Source organism: Papillibacter cinnamivorans DSM 12816, from assembly GCF_900176335.1.
Taxonomy (GTDB): domain Bacteria; phylum Bacillota; class Clostridia; order Oscillospirales; family Oscillospiraceae; genus Papillibacter; species Papillibacter cinnamivorans.
In genome coordinates, this window is record NZ_FWXW01000013.1 from 22,009 (window position 1) to 34,947 (window position 12,939).

The following is a 12,939-nucleotide window of genomic DNA, read 5'->3' on the forward strand; positions in this document are numbered from 1 at the left end:
GAGTTGACAGATAGACAGGTTGGATTTATGATAATATTACCAATACTTTTGAAAGGAATGATTTTTAAATGCCTGACCTGAAAAATTATCTCCTTGGCGACTACAGGGACACTGCGAACTATATCAATATGATTAGCCGCAAGGGGCTTGCCCAGTTCCCCCCCATGATCGTTTCCGTTGCCATCACCGGAGGCCTCCATGGTGCCGAAGCCAACCCCAATCTCCCTGAAACCCCCGAACAGCAGGTTCAGTCCGCATATGACGCGTATAACGCAGGTGCAAGCCTGGTGCACATTCACGCCAGAGATCCCCAGAACTGGTCTCTCATGAGCCAGAAATCTGACGATTTTCTGAAGGTCAACAGCATGGTCCGCGAAAAGTGCCCCGACATCATTGTCAACAACACCTGCATCGGCGGCAGATTCGTGGACATCGACAACGCGAAGCTGATGCCCAATATGCTCGCATCTCTCCCGGCAAAGCCCGAAGTCTCCAGCATCGACGTTGCCTGCGCTTCCCAGTACATGAAGCTGGGTGCCCGTAAGCCTCCGCTTACCGGCCGCGATCAGGACGCCACCTTCAAGTTCAATTATTTTATGGACATGAACGAGGCCGAGATGGTTGTCAAGACCATGGACAAGTACGAAGTTAAGCCCGAGCTGGAGCTCTTTGACCTTGGCAACGTCAAGTATATCAACGAGCTCATCCGCCGCGACGTCATCAAGGCTCCCTACTGGATCCAGATGCTCTTCGGCGGCAACGGCTTCTTCCCGGCGGCTGATTATATGGTGGGCGCGGCGAACCTCCTGCCCAAGGATTCTCTCTTCAGCGTCATCGGCATCGGCGCCTGCCAGACCGCTATCGTGACCCTGGCTATGATCCTGGGCCACAACATCCGCGTCGGCCTGGAAGACAACGTCTTCTATGCCCCGGGCGAGCTTGCCAAGAGCAACGCTCAGCTGGTGGAGCGGGTCGTCCGCATCGCCAAGGAACTGGGCCGTCCCATCGCGACTCCGGCGCAGGCCAGGGAGATGATGGGTCTCGGCGCTCCCAGACCCTATACCTTCAACAAGTAATCAGGCATAAGAATATAAAATGTCCGGCCGGGTATCTTGCCCGGCCGGACATTTTCTGCATCAATTTCTCCGCGGTAAAAGGGCCCGTCAAAAACCTCCGGCGGACCCTCTCAATCGCAAATAACCGTGACGGCAGGTAATCTCAATCCGCCTGGTTCTTCCCGAAAAACTTCTGCTTGTAATAGTTTTCCGAAAGATACAGCGCTCCTATGGGGTTGTGGGCCAGCGCCCGGTCTTTGACGGCGAAAACGGTGGCCGGAGCCTCCGAGTATTTCATAAACAGCGTGTCATGCCCCACACAGAGGCCCATCATGACATTCAGGTCGGTCTTTTGCTGGTTCATGAGAAGTGCCTGGCCGATGGGGTTGCAGATGGATTCGAAGGTTCCGGGACGCACCTTTTCCTCATCCTTGATCCCGATGAATTCCTTGGGAATGCGCCCGTGCTTGCAGGCGACCGCGACCACATCAAAGCCATTGTGCCGCAGTATGTTGCAAAGTATGTTCCCCTCCCGCTTCATGCCCAGGCAGAAAGCGACGCCGAGTTTATGATAATTGCATTTGCGGGCGAAATCCATGATTTCCTCCAGCCGGTTTTTCCGCAGATAGCCTTCCGCCTCCACCAGGGCGGAATTGTGGGAGATCATCATGTTCTCAGGATCGCTGTAAAGCTCCTTACACGCCTCCACATGCGCCTCGTCCGGGCAGGGGCAGTTTTTGGGATAACCGGTGGGTTCCTTCTTGTAACAGGAATTCATCTGGCATGCGTCGCAGGTGTACATTCTTATCTCTCCTTACATTGAATTGGACGGTTGCCCGGCCTATAAGGGTATTCTGCAGTGTTCCGGACTCATTGTTCCGCCCAGCGACGGACGGCTCGCTCCACCACCGAGACAAAGTTCTCCTCCGCGCCCCAGGAAAAGCTGAACAGCGCGCTGTTTCCGCCGCCGGAGCCGATCGCGGAAACCGTAATTTCCCGGCCGTTTCCGATTATGGTAAGGGTGAGACTCGCCCGGCTGGAATTACGCATGTAATACTTGTCGTATACGAAGGTGGAGACGTGGAATTCGCCGGAGGAATACTCGGTCTGCCCGGTGAGCCGGATGGTCATTGCCGAGGCCATGATTTCCTCGTGGAGGCTGTCCGCAATTTCCGGGAAGTTACCGTAAAGTTTGGTCTCGAATTGTGCCATTGCTCTCTTCCTTTCCCTTTTCCTGGTGCCAATATAAGAATAAATCCTATCGTTGATACGATAAGACAAATGCATCCCAATACCTTCTGATATTGTAACATGATGCCGGCTGCAATGCAAATAGCGAAGATTGCAGAAAGTGAAGAACCGTGACATTCGTGAAAAGGATAACGATAAGAAAGAACATGATATAATAATCGTGTGAATAATTCGACAAATACACAAATACAAGGAATATATATAAATTATAATGACACAAGTGATACAATAATATAGTTTTGATCCGGAGGAAAAGACGCCGGACAGAATACTTCGGCACTTTCGCGGAGAAAGAAAACGAAGGTAAAACATTTCTGGTCACACTTCATCTGGTATCTGTTACCTGCCTGAAAAGTCCTTTTCCGGCGGATCAGTCCTGTGATATACTGGTGATGCGGCGGCGGGTAAAAAACCCGAATGCAGGCGGAAAGGAAGTGTTCTATGGAAGCTCTCATTGGAAAGGCGGCCATCGTGACGGGAGCGTCCCGGGGAATCGGGAAAGCGATCGCGGAGCACCTTGCAGCGTCAGGTGCCGCCGTGACGGTCAATTATTCCAGAAGTCCGGATGAGGCGATGAAGGTAGTGGAGGAAATCCGCGGGAAGGGCGGCAGGGCAGAGGCGGTCCGGGCGGATGTAAGCACCGTCGGCGGGATCAGGGCTTTGTTTGACGGATGCATATCCGCCTTCGGCCGCGTGGACATTCTGGTGAACAACGCGGGGATTGCGGCGCATAAACCCATAACCGAGGTGACGGAGGAGGAGTTTGACAGGGTCGTCGCGCTGAATGTCAAGGGCCTGTATTTTTCCTGCCGGGAAGCGATGCTGAGAATGGAATCCGGCGGCAGGATCATCAATATTTCCTCCTCTGTGGATCTGCAGATGATACCCACCTACAGTGTATACGCGGGAACAAAGGGCGCCGTGGAGCAGTTCACGAGGCACCTGGCCAAGGAATTCGCCCCGCGGAACATCACCATCAACGCCGTTGCCCCCGGCCCTGTGGCCACCGAGCTGCTCCTTTCCACCAGGACCCCGGAGCAGCGGGCCGTAATGTGCCAGAACATCGCCTTCGGCCGCCTGGGGGAGCCGGAGGACATAGCCGACGCCATAGACCTTCTGGTAAGCGAAAAATCCCATTGGATTACCGGCCAGAACATCCGGGTGAACGGCGGACTGGTTTGAGATCATAAGCACGGATTGCCGATTGAAGAATACGGCCGGGGCAAAGCGCAGACGCATGCTTTGCCCCGGCCGTTTCCTTTACAGCTGTTCCACGCTTCCCGTGACCGGGTCCATGACAAGTCCGTATACCCGCACGTCCTTCGGGATCAGGGGATGGTTTCGGATGGACTCCACCGACGCTTTCACGGAGGCTTCGACGCTTTCAAACCCCTCCAGCCATCGGTGGTAATTGACCCCGCAGTACTCCACCAATTCCAGGGTCTCCTTTGATATTCCGCGCCGCAGCATATTCTCCAGGACTCTGTCCGCGTCCAGGTGCTGCATGCCGCAGTCCAGATGACCCACCACGAGGATTTCCTCCACGCCCAGCTCGTAGATGGCCACGACGAGGCTGCGCATCACGCTGCCGAAAGGGGAGGAGACCACGGCGCCCGCGTTTTTGATGATTTTCGCGTCGCCGTTTTTAAGTCCCAGTGCGGCGGGAAGAAGCTCGGTGAGCCGTGTGTCCATGCAGGACAGGATGGCAAGCTTCTTGTGGGGATATTTATCGGTTTCAAATTTCCGGTATTCCCTGTTTTCAACGAATGATTTATTGTAGCGTAAGATTTCCTCCAGCATACCGTATCTCCTTCTGCGGATATAAAATGAGAGCAGTGTTTCCAGTGTATCAGAAAATCCAGTGTTTGTCCTCCGGTATATTTTCTGAAATCAAAACCGCCGGCTTAGCCCTCGGTTTCAGACTGTCAAAAAAGCCTCGCAGAGTTCGTGCCGCGCACGGCGCGAATGAAATCCTATCGTTTTTTCCGACGACCTGTGCGTCGAAAAAAACACTTCCCGGCTTGTAAGTGTGCGAATGGTTCGCCCCTGGCGGACGATTCGTGCACGCAACGAGCCGCATCCCATTCGAAAAGTGCCTTAGGCACTTTTTCGACAAGCTCAACCGCCGGCTTAGCCCTCGGTTTGCTCTTGCCCTATAATGGCCTGTTACCGGCGGGGCTGAAGCCTACGAATGATCGCCTATTCGTACCGTAGCGTCACGCCGTCCATAAATGGGTTATTAGCGTCCTTGCCTCCCTTGTCAAAAGGAAACTTACCGCTTCAGCGGTGGTGGGATTCCGATTCGTGAAGCAGCATTCTTTCTGGATCGTTTCCTGTTTTCTCCCGAATTCCTCCGTCAGGCTTCGCCTGACATCTCCCTTTCACAAGGGAGGCTTTTCGCCTGAGGGCGGGATTATTCAGGCGGTAAAAGGTATTTTCCTCCACCGGCTTAGCGGGTGGTTTACCGCGTTACGCAATAAAACGCAGCGCCGTTTTGGCGGCGCCGCGCTAAGACCGATTTAACCGTTTTGTCAGCTGCCTTTGTTGATGCGGATGCTGCCGGTGGAGGTCTTCACGTACAAAGACGGATAGGGGGGCTTGCCGATTTCGGCCTCCGCCTTGTCGCCGGTGACGCTGTTGTCGGTATATACCATGGCGAAATCGGAGCGTACGCTGCCCACCGAGGTTTCCGCCGTTACCTTAGCCGAAATGGGAGCCTTCATGGTGAGACTTATGTCTCCCGTGGAATCTGTTATCTCCATGTCCCCCGTGAGGGAGAAAAGGACCGCGTCGATCCGCCCGGTGCTGGTTTTCAGTGTCCCCGCGCCAGTAAGGCCGTCCACGTTGATGTCTCCTGTGGATAACCGCAGGAGAATGCTGCCGGCAGTCAATGAATCCAGGCGGATGTCGCCGGTGCTGCCTTTGACGGAAAGAGTGTCGGCTTTTATGCCGCCGGCCTCAAAATCCCCGGTGGAGAGGGAAAACTCCGCGTCCGTGAACCGGTAGGTGCCGGTAAACGTGATATCGCCGGTGGAGAGGCTTCCTGTGAATTTCTTTTCCCAGCCCTCCGGAAGAGCGATGTGTACGATATGGCGATAGTTTTCAAAAACGATTACGCCGCCGGATTTTTGCTTGATGGAAAGGACGCCGCCGTCCAGGCTGGTTGCCGCGGCGCGGTCTTCGGATTTTTCCGAGATTTCCACCCGAACGTGGATCTGATCGTCCTCGGATTTGGTCACCTCAACGTCTCCCACGCTGCAGTCCACGTTAATCTCGTCCACGGCGGAGGCATCGAAGGCTTCGTTGCTGTGCTCCCTGAGCTCGCCGCCGTCTGCCAGTGTGATGGCGAACCGGAAAGGCTGTTTAAACACGAAGTTTGTGGTACCGCCCGATATCAGATGTACGAGGAGCCCTGTGAGGAGCGCGGCGATGACGATCCAGATGATCAGGCGGATAACGGTGCCTGTATATGATCGTTTCATTCTTTCACTCCTTCAGCTCCAGAACGAGCTTGATGATTTTGTCTATGGCCGCGCCCAGGATGAAGATGATCCAGGACCAGGCCCAGGCGGTGTAAATAAAGCTGATGAAGAAATAGCAGACCACGATCAGGGGCCACAGGGCCGCGGAGATGTTCTTCTGCAGCCGGATCCTGTCATTGTTTGCGCTTTTCCATTCCTTGAACTCTTCCACCAGAGTCTCGTCCGCCCTGTAATACCTGGGCTGGGTCATGGCGTTGTAGACGAGGATCCCCGTTGCCGCGGCGCCGATTACGAACAGGGACACCACGCCCGCAAGATTGTGAAAGAGTATGACGGGTACAATGGCCACAATGTAGAGCATCACGGCCAGAGCTACCATCATGGCGGATTTTTTCCGCTGCCGCTCGTCGGGTCCTCCGAATACGTCGCCGCCGCCCAGTGCGGCGATCAGCTCGCTCACGTCCCCGATGCCGGCCACGGCCGCCTGATAAGCCTCCTCCTCGGAGTAGCCCCGGCTGATTAAATCGTCGTATTTCGCGTTCAGATTGGACAGCAGTTCTTCCCGGAGTTCATAGGCCTTTCTTGTTTTGGGCGCGTCGGAAAACAGGCTGTCGATGTATGCCCTGAGTTTGTCTTTCATGTTCGATCCCCCTCAAATCAGCTTATCGATGATTTCCTTGGCCTCCTGCCAGTCCTTCAGGTTCTGCTCGTAGGCCTCCCGCCCCGCGGGCGTGATGGAATAGTATCTTCGCCTGGCTCCGGTGGCCTCGTCTCCCCAGTAGGAGAGGATGAGCCCCGCTTCCTCCAGGCGGCGGAACACCGAATAGAGCGTCGCTTCCTTCAGCTCGTACCGGCCGCCCGTCCGATCCTGTATCGTCTTGTTGATTTCATATCCGTAACTGTCCCGGTTTCGCAGGAGCGACAGGACGATGGTTTCCGTGTTTCCACGGATCAGGTCCGATGTAATGGACATTCGGCCACCCCCTTGTTCTTTTACCGAGAACAATGTAACACATAATACCTCGCGTGTCAAGGTAATATGTGAGATAATTTATAATATTTATTGCGGTAGCTGATAACCAAAAATCAGATTTGTTCTGGCGTTTTCCCGCGGTGTGGGGTATGATGGTAAAAAACCCGATGAAAGTTCCGTACTGCGGAACAAAAAGACGGGACTGGAGGCGTAAAATGAGAAGAAAAGTGACGGCCATGTATTTTTCCCCCACGGGGACGACGGAAAAGGTGACGCGGGAGATTTCCCGGGTTCTTGCGGGTTCAGACGCATACGATAACAGATCCTTCACAAAACCGGGAGAGAGGAAGACTCCCGCCGTATTCGGAAAGGACGACCTGGCGGTTGTAGGCGTACCCGTCTACTCCGGCCGGATTCCCGCCCTGCTGCCGCCGTATCTGGAGACGCTGGAGGGAAACGGAGCCCTGGCCGTGGCCGTTGTGGTATACGGGAACCGGGCCTATGAAGACGCGCTCCTGGAACTTGCAGATATACTCGAAGCCAGGGGCTTTCGCGTCGTTGCCGCGGGAGCCTTTATCGGGGAGCACACTTTCACGAGCCTCGTGGCGGCCGGCCGCCCCGACGAAAAGGATCTGGAGGAAGCGTCCCGCTTCGCCCGCCTGGTGAAGGAAAAGCTGGACGGCGGCGATTTAAAGGCGCCACAAATTCCCGGCAGCCGTCCGTACAAGCCCATAAAACCCATGAAAACGCCCCAGGGGGAACTCATCGACACTCTGACTCTGGCCCCTAAGCTCAAAGACACCTGCATCAAATGCATGCTCTGTTTCAAGGTATGCCCCACGGGCTGTATCGATGATAAAGACCCGGCGGCTCTCAGCGGGAAATGCATCCTGTGCTCCGCCTGCGTGAAGGTATGCCCCGTGGGAGCAAAATATTATGATAGTCCCATGATCTTTGCCATTGCGGAGAGCCTGGAAAAGCATTGCTCCGCCCGCAGGGAGCCGGAGTGGTTCATATAAGGCGGAAGGACCCTGCTTCGCGTCCTGTCGGAGAGAACTTTCGGCCATATCCGCTCTACCGGGGCGGAGGGAAGTTTGGAGGTAGAGTATGAAACAAAATGTGACTGCCATGTATTTTTCCCCCACGGGGACCACGGAAAAGGTCGTCCGCGGGCTTGCCGAATTTCTCGCGGAAGGGGATACCTGCAAAACGAGATCCTTTACCCTCCCGGAGGAGAGGAAAAATCCGGCGGTTTTTGGATTAGACGATCTTGTTGTCCTGGGCGTTCCGGTTTACGCCGGGCGGGTTCCCAACGTGCTGCTGCCGTATCTGGGTACTCTGGAGGGAAACGGGGCCCGCGCCGTTGCAATAACGGTGTACGGCAACCGGAATTATGACGACGCCCTTGTGGAGCTGATCGATCTTCTGACCTCCCGCGGCTTTCGCGTCGCTGCGGCGGGAGCCTTTGTAGGGGAGCATTCCTTTTCCCGCACCATGGGGGCGGGCCGCCCGGACGGCCGGGACATGGAGGAGGTTTCCCGCTTTGCCGCAAAGGTAAAGGAAAAGCTGGAAGCCGGGTGGGAAGCTCCCGTTTCCGGCGCCGGCTGCAGGCCCTACCGCCCCTATTACCGCCCGAAAAATCCCCTGGGGGAGTTTGTGGACATCCGGAAGGTGACGCCCAAAACAAAGGAAACCTGCACCCGGTGCATGATCTGTGTAAATTCGTGCCCCATGGGCTCCATCGACCCGGAAGACCCGAAGCGTATGATCGGTATCTGCATCAAGTGCGGCGCCTGCGTTAAAAAATGCCCCGTGGGCGCAAAGTACTACGACGACTCCAACTATCTCCGCCATAAGGAGGAACTGGAGGCCCAGTTCACCGCCCGCCGCGCCCCCGAGTGGTTCGTGTGATACGACAGCTTTTGTACATATTCAAAAAACAAAAACCGGGAGGCGAAAGCCTCCCGGTACAATTTTTTAGAAAAAGTCTCGCAGAGTTCGCGCCGCGCGCGGCGCGAATGAAATTGCATCGTTTTTCACGATGACCTGGGCTCAAAAAAACACTTCTCGGCTTGTAAGTGTGCGAATGGTTCGCTACAGGCGGACGATTCGTGCGCGCGACATGCCGCATCCCATTCGAAATAGTGCCAAAGGCACTATTTGGACAGTCTGAGCCGGGAGGCGAAAGCCTCCGGCGGTATTTTCAGATTCAATAGCTGAGCCTTTTTTGCAGCCTTCTGGAAAAATGAGAAATGGCGAAGTTGATGACAAAATAGGTCAGCGCCAGGATGCCGTACAGGATAAACACCTGATTCACCTTGTAATACCGCCCCATGAGGATGGTCACCTTTCCGGTGATCTCCTGAATGGCGATAACAGACCAGAGGAAGCTCGTGTCCTTGATCACCGTAACAAACTGGGAAACCAGCGCCGGGATCATGTTCCGCATGGCCTGGGGCAGAACGACGTACCAAAGTACCTGTAAGAGGTTGAAGCCCTGGCTCCGGGCGGCCTCCCACTGTCCCTTGCCCACTGAGTTGAGCCCGCCCCGGACGATCTCGCCCACGGCGGCGGAGGTGAAGATGGTAAAGCTCACAACGCCCGCGTCCATGGATTTTAGCCGGAAGACGATAAAAATCACATAGATCCAAAGAAGATTCGGGATGTTGCGCACCACTTCTATGTATACCGCGGCAATGGCGCGGGGTACGCCCCTGGTAAGGCTGCGCAGAACGCCCAGAATCGTCCCGAAAAGGGTGCTCAGCAGGATCGATATGACGGAAATATATAAGGTAGTCTTCAGCCCGGCCAGGATGAAGAGCATATTTTCCGGTGTAAAGATCGCGCTCATGGTTACCTCGATTCCGCGCCCGTCCGGGATATGCCTGCCCGATCGGCGCAAGAAATGATTTGTCGCGGACTCAGTCGGAAAACAGTGTTAAGCCTTTTCAGGGACGGCGTTGGGATTCCCCTCGGCGGGCCCGCCCTGAGTCTTGTCCTCCATCCGCTTGGCCAGGGTCGCCAGCGGGAAACAGAGGATGAAATACAAAAGCCCCGCCACCACATAGGCCGGCCCGTAGTATATGTTCCCGGAGGACCAGGATTTCGCGGTAAACATGATGTCCGCTCCCGAGATGATGGCCACGACGGAGGTATTCTTGATGAGGTTCACCGCCTGCATTGTGAGAGGGGGCAGGATGATTCGCGTCGCCTGGGGGATGACGATATAGCGCATGGACTGCCAGTAGGAAAATCCCTGGGAGAGGGCTGCTTCCAGCTGCCCTTTTGCGATGGAGCCGATCCCCGAGCGGACCACCTCGCCGATGTACGCTCCGTGGTACATCCCCACGCCGATGATTCCGATGGTGGTGATGTTGAGGACGATTCCCAGGAAGGGAAGGCCGTTGAACAGGAAAAAGATCTGGATGAGAAGAGGAGTGTTCTGGAAAAATTCCACATAGACCCGCGCGATTGCCCGGAGCAAGCGGGACTGGGTGGTGGAGGCGATTCCCACCAGAACGCCGATTGCAAGAGATAAAATCAGCGCGCAGAGGGAAATCAGCAGGGTGTATCCAAACCCGGCTGCAAAGATATGCCAGTCGGAAAAGAGAGCCTCCCATTTAAAAAGCGCAAAGGGTCCGCTGTTTAAAAACATTCCTTCACATCCTTTGAATACCCGCCGGCGTCTCCCGCAAGGCACGGCCGTAGAAGGGGATTACGCGGCGCTTACCGGCATTTCCCGGCGCGCGGCTGTTGCCGCGCGCCGGGAAATTGCCCTTTGCGGCAGGAATTCAGACTTCCTGCCGACGTATGCGGATTTTTCGGTTTACCCCAGGTTCCACTTTTCAATCAGTGCGTCCAGAGAACCGTCGGCCTTGATTTCCGAAACGAATTCGTCCAGCCAGGCGGCCAGATCGGTGTTGGAAAGTTTGCAGGCAATGCCGTACTCCTGGGGCTTGAAACCCTCTTCCAGAATTTCCGTGCTGTCGTTCACATAGCCCAGCAAAATGGACTTATCCACGCTGAAGGCGTCGACGCGTCCGGAAGCCAGAGCAGCGTTGATTTCGGGATAGCTGGCAAATTCCGCGTACTGGAAGGTGATGCCCAGTTCCTTGGCTTTATCCTCCAGGGCGGCTTTTGTGGTGGCAGACTGGGCAACGCCGATGGTCTTGCCCGCCAGATCCTTGATTTCCTTATAGCCGGAATCCTTTTTCACCAAAAAGCCGATGCTGTCCGTGTAGTAGGGCTGTGTGAAGTTGTAGGAAAGCTTGCGTTCGTCGGTAATGGTGAAGGTTGCGATGATGATGTCCACCTCGTCGTTGTCCAGCAGGGGACCGCGGGTCTGGGCGGTGACGCCCTGGGTCTCGATCTTGGTCTCGTCTCCCAGGAGCTTCTTGGCGATGAGCTTTGCGATGTCCACCTCAAGACCTTCCACAACTCCGGTTTTCGGATCCTGATAGCCGAAATTGGGAACGTCCACCTTGGTGCCAACCCGCAGAACACCCCGGTCAACAATGGCCTGGAGCTGAGCGGGAAGCTCGCTGGTTTCCTCGGTGGGAGCCGGCGTGGCCGTGGGCGTCGGCGTCGCGGAGGTTCCGCCGGAGCAGCCGGTCGCCGCCGCCAGAAGGAACAGGGCGGCAAAAAGCAGAGACAGTTTCTTCTTCATACGATTCATCCTTTCCTCTTAATAAAAAATGTCGTTCAGCACATGAAAACGTTTGGATACTTTTAATAGTTCCACTTTTTTACCGGAGGATTTTGCTCAAAAACAGCTTGGTCCTGTCGCTGGAGGGATTTGTGAAGAAATGCTCCGGCGCGCCGCTCTCCACGATCTCTCCGTCGTCCATGAAGATCACCCGGTCCGCCACCTGGCGGGCAAACCCCATCTCGTGGGTCACCACCACCATGGTGATATTGTCCTTGGAGAGCCCAACCATGACGTCCAGCACCTCCTGGATCATTTCCGGGTCCAGGGCGGAAGTGGGCTCGTCGAAGAGGATGATTTTCGGATGCATGTTCAGGGCCCGCGCGATGGCCACCCGCTGCTGCTGCCCGCCGGACAGCTGGGAGGGGAAGCTGTGCGCCTTTTCGGTCAGTCCCACCCGCTCCAGATAGGCGTATCCCGTCTCTTCCGCCTTCTTGCGGTCAACGCCCTGCACCTTGATGGGAGCCAGGGTCAGGTTTTCCAGCACCGTTTTATGGGGATACAGGTTAAAGCTCTGAAACACCATGGCCACCGACTGCCGCACCGTGTTGATGGGTGCCTTGCGGGCGGTGATCTCCACGCCGTCCACCGTGATGGAGCCGGAGGTTGGTTTCTCCAGTGCGTTGATACACCGGATCAAAGTGCTTTTCCCGGAACCGGACGGCCCGATGACCACCAGTTTTTCTCCCGTTTCGATATGTAAATTGATGTTTTTCAGCACATGGAGTTTTCCGAAATGCTTCTCCACGTTTTCCATTGTAATCAAAAAACCATCTCCCAGCTCTGTCCAGACCGTCAAAATACAGGCAGACATAAGCCGTCTCCTGAAAAAAATGATGCTCTGATACGATCAGACGTCATTGTCGGAGAAAGGCCGCTTGCCTGCCGGTTTCTTTTGTTCTGTTTCCGTATGCTGTTTTATTTCTGCCATTATAGCAGAAAATTCCTCTCTTGTCTATAACTTAGGTAAGAATTATGCAATTTGCTCGTGCGAAATATTCAAATCAAACAGGGGCAAAGACCGGGTTCCCAGAAATTGTCCGTCCTGTATCAAAAGTAGTGCACGACAGGTGGAAAAATTACTCTCGTGCATAAAAGCGTGAAAGTGCGGTTCCATTGTATTGCAAGCTGGTGGCAGCGAGAGCCGCCCGCGGTCGGCGCGTACGTTTTGTTTTTAAGAACATTTCTAACAAAAGAATTGATTACGAGGGCTTTGGATGAAAGCTGCACGCTCCCCGCCGGGGGGAAAGCAATAAAGGTACATTTTGAAAAAGAAGGAGTATTTTGTCGAACGATTTTCCCTCGCGTCGCTTTCCAAAATCAGACAAAAATCCATACAATGTGTACGGATAAAACCGGAATACGGGAAAGAAAGGAATGTGCACATTGGGAAAATTGTCACTGCAGGAAACGCGGCTGGACGATGTGAGAATCCCCGGCGTTTCCGTATCGGTCACCCAGCCGAAAACCGGG

Annotated in this window: 14 protein-coding genes; 4 read left to right on the forward strand and 10 right to left on the reverse strand. The window is 55.0% G+C overall.

The genetic code is table 11. The features are described 5' to 3' along the window. The first annotated feature begins 68 nt into the window (after window positions 1–68). On the forward strand, window positions 69–1,076 hold the full coding sequence (locus B9A13_RS13330; protein ID WP_084235657.1) for a beta-keto acid cleavage family enzyme: 1,008 nt from the start codon (window positions 69–71) through the stop codon (window positions 1,074–1,076). 142 nt (window positions 1,077–1,218) lie between these two features. Here B9A13_RS13330 and B9A13_RS13335 read toward each other — a convergent pair whose 3' ends face one another. Continuing rightward, window positions 1,219–1,857 carry a DUF1847 domain-containing protein gene (locus tag B9A13_RS13335; protein WP_084235658.1) on the reverse strand — a complete coding sequence of 213 codons (639 nt, stop codon included), beginning with the start codon at window positions 1,855–1,857 and terminating at the stop codon, window positions 1,219–1,221. A 68-nt stretch (window positions 1,858–1,925) separates the two neighbouring features. Further along, on the reverse strand, window positions 1,926–2,267 hold the full coding sequence (locus B9A13_RS13340) for a DUF6054 family protein (protein WP_084235659.1): 342 nt from the start codon (window positions 2,265–2,267) through the stop codon (window positions 1,926–1,928). Between the two features lie 480 nt (window positions 2,268–2,747). Here B9A13_RS13340 and B9A13_RS13345 point away from each other — a divergent pair, with 480 nt between their 5' ends. Then, on the forward strand, window positions 2,748–3,488 hold the full coding sequence (locus B9A13_RS13345; RefSeq protein WP_084235660.1) for a glucose 1-dehydrogenase: 741 nt from the start codon (window positions 2,748–2,750) through the stop codon (window positions 3,486–3,488). 78 nt (window positions 3,489–3,566) lie between these two features. Here the strand turns inward: B9A13_RS13345 and B9A13_RS13350 are convergent, their stop codons facing one another. The 4 genes from B9A13_RS13350 to B9A13_RS13365 form a co-directional block, all read right to left on the reverse strand. Then, complete coding sequence (locus B9A13_RS13350; RefSeq protein WP_084235661.1) at window positions 3,567–4,106, reverse strand: beta-class carbonic anhydrase; 540 nt, start codon at window positions 4,104–4,106, stop codon at window positions 3,567–3,569. 731 nt (window positions 4,107–4,837) lie between these two features. After that, window positions 4,838–5,788 carry a DUF4097 family beta strand repeat-containing protein gene (locus tag B9A13_RS13355; protein WP_084235662.1) on the reverse strand — a complete coding sequence of 317 codons (951 nt, stop codon included), beginning with the start codon at window positions 5,786–5,788 and terminating at the stop codon, window positions 4,838–4,840. 4 nt (window positions 5,789–5,792) lie between these two features. Further along, the gene (locus tag B9A13_RS13360; protein WP_084235663.1) at window positions 5,793–6,428 is read right to left on the reverse strand and encodes a permease prefix domain 1-containing protein; all 636 of its coding nucleotides are present in this window, start codon (window positions 6,426–6,428) and stop codon (window positions 5,793–5,795) included. 12 nt (window positions 6,429–6,440) lie between these two features. Further along, window positions 6,441–6,761: a PadR family transcriptional regulator gene (locus B9A13_RS13365; protein WP_084235664.1), complete on the reverse strand. Its 321-nt coding sequence runs from the start codon at window positions 6,759–6,761 to the stop codon at window positions 6,441–6,443. 215 nt (window positions 6,762–6,976) lie between these two features. On the opposite strand from B9A13_RS13365, the gene B9A13_RS13370 reads away from it, so the two are divergent. After that, a complete protein-coding gene (locus B9A13_RS13370; protein WP_159448150.1) occupies window positions 6,977–7,780 on the forward strand; it encodes an EFR1 family ferrodoxin in 804 nt (267 codons plus the stop codon). Window positions 7,781–7,868: 88 nt separating this feature from the next. Further along, window positions 7,869–8,672 (forward strand): EFR1 family ferrodoxin, encoded by an 804-nt coding sequence (locus tag B9A13_RS13375; protein ID WP_084235666.1) that lies wholly within the window; start codon window positions 7,869–7,871, stop codon window positions 8,670–8,672. A 298-nt stretch (window positions 8,673–8,970) separates the two neighbouring features. On the opposite strand, the gene B9A13_RS13380 is transcribed toward B9A13_RS13375, so the two are convergent. The 4 genes from B9A13_RS13380 to B9A13_RS13395 form a co-directional block, all read right to left on the reverse strand. Beyond that, window positions 8,971–9,612: an amino acid ABC transporter permease gene (locus B9A13_RS13380; RefSeq protein WP_084235667.1), complete on the reverse strand. Its 642-nt coding sequence runs from the start codon at window positions 9,610–9,612 to the stop codon at window positions 8,971–8,973. A gap of 87 nt (window positions 9,613–9,699) precedes the next feature. Continuing rightward, window positions 9,700–10,416: an amino acid ABC transporter permease gene (locus B9A13_RS13385; protein WP_084235668.1), complete on the reverse strand. Its 717-nt coding sequence runs from the start codon at window positions 10,414–10,416 to the stop codon at window positions 9,700–9,702. A gap of 171 nt (window positions 10,417–10,587) precedes the next feature. Then, window positions 10,588–11,427: a transporter substrate-binding domain-containing protein gene (locus tag B9A13_RS13390; protein ID WP_084235669.1), complete on the reverse strand. Its 840-nt coding sequence runs from the start codon at window positions 11,425–11,427 to the stop codon at window positions 10,588–10,590. Window positions 11,428–11,506: 79 nt separating this feature from the next. Continuing rightward, entirely contained in the window at window positions 11,507–12,223 is a 717-nt protein-coding gene (locus B9A13_RS13395) for an amino acid ABC transporter ATP-binding protein (protein WP_423241271.1), read from the reverse strand. Window positions 12,224–12,939: the final 716 nt, after the last annotated feature.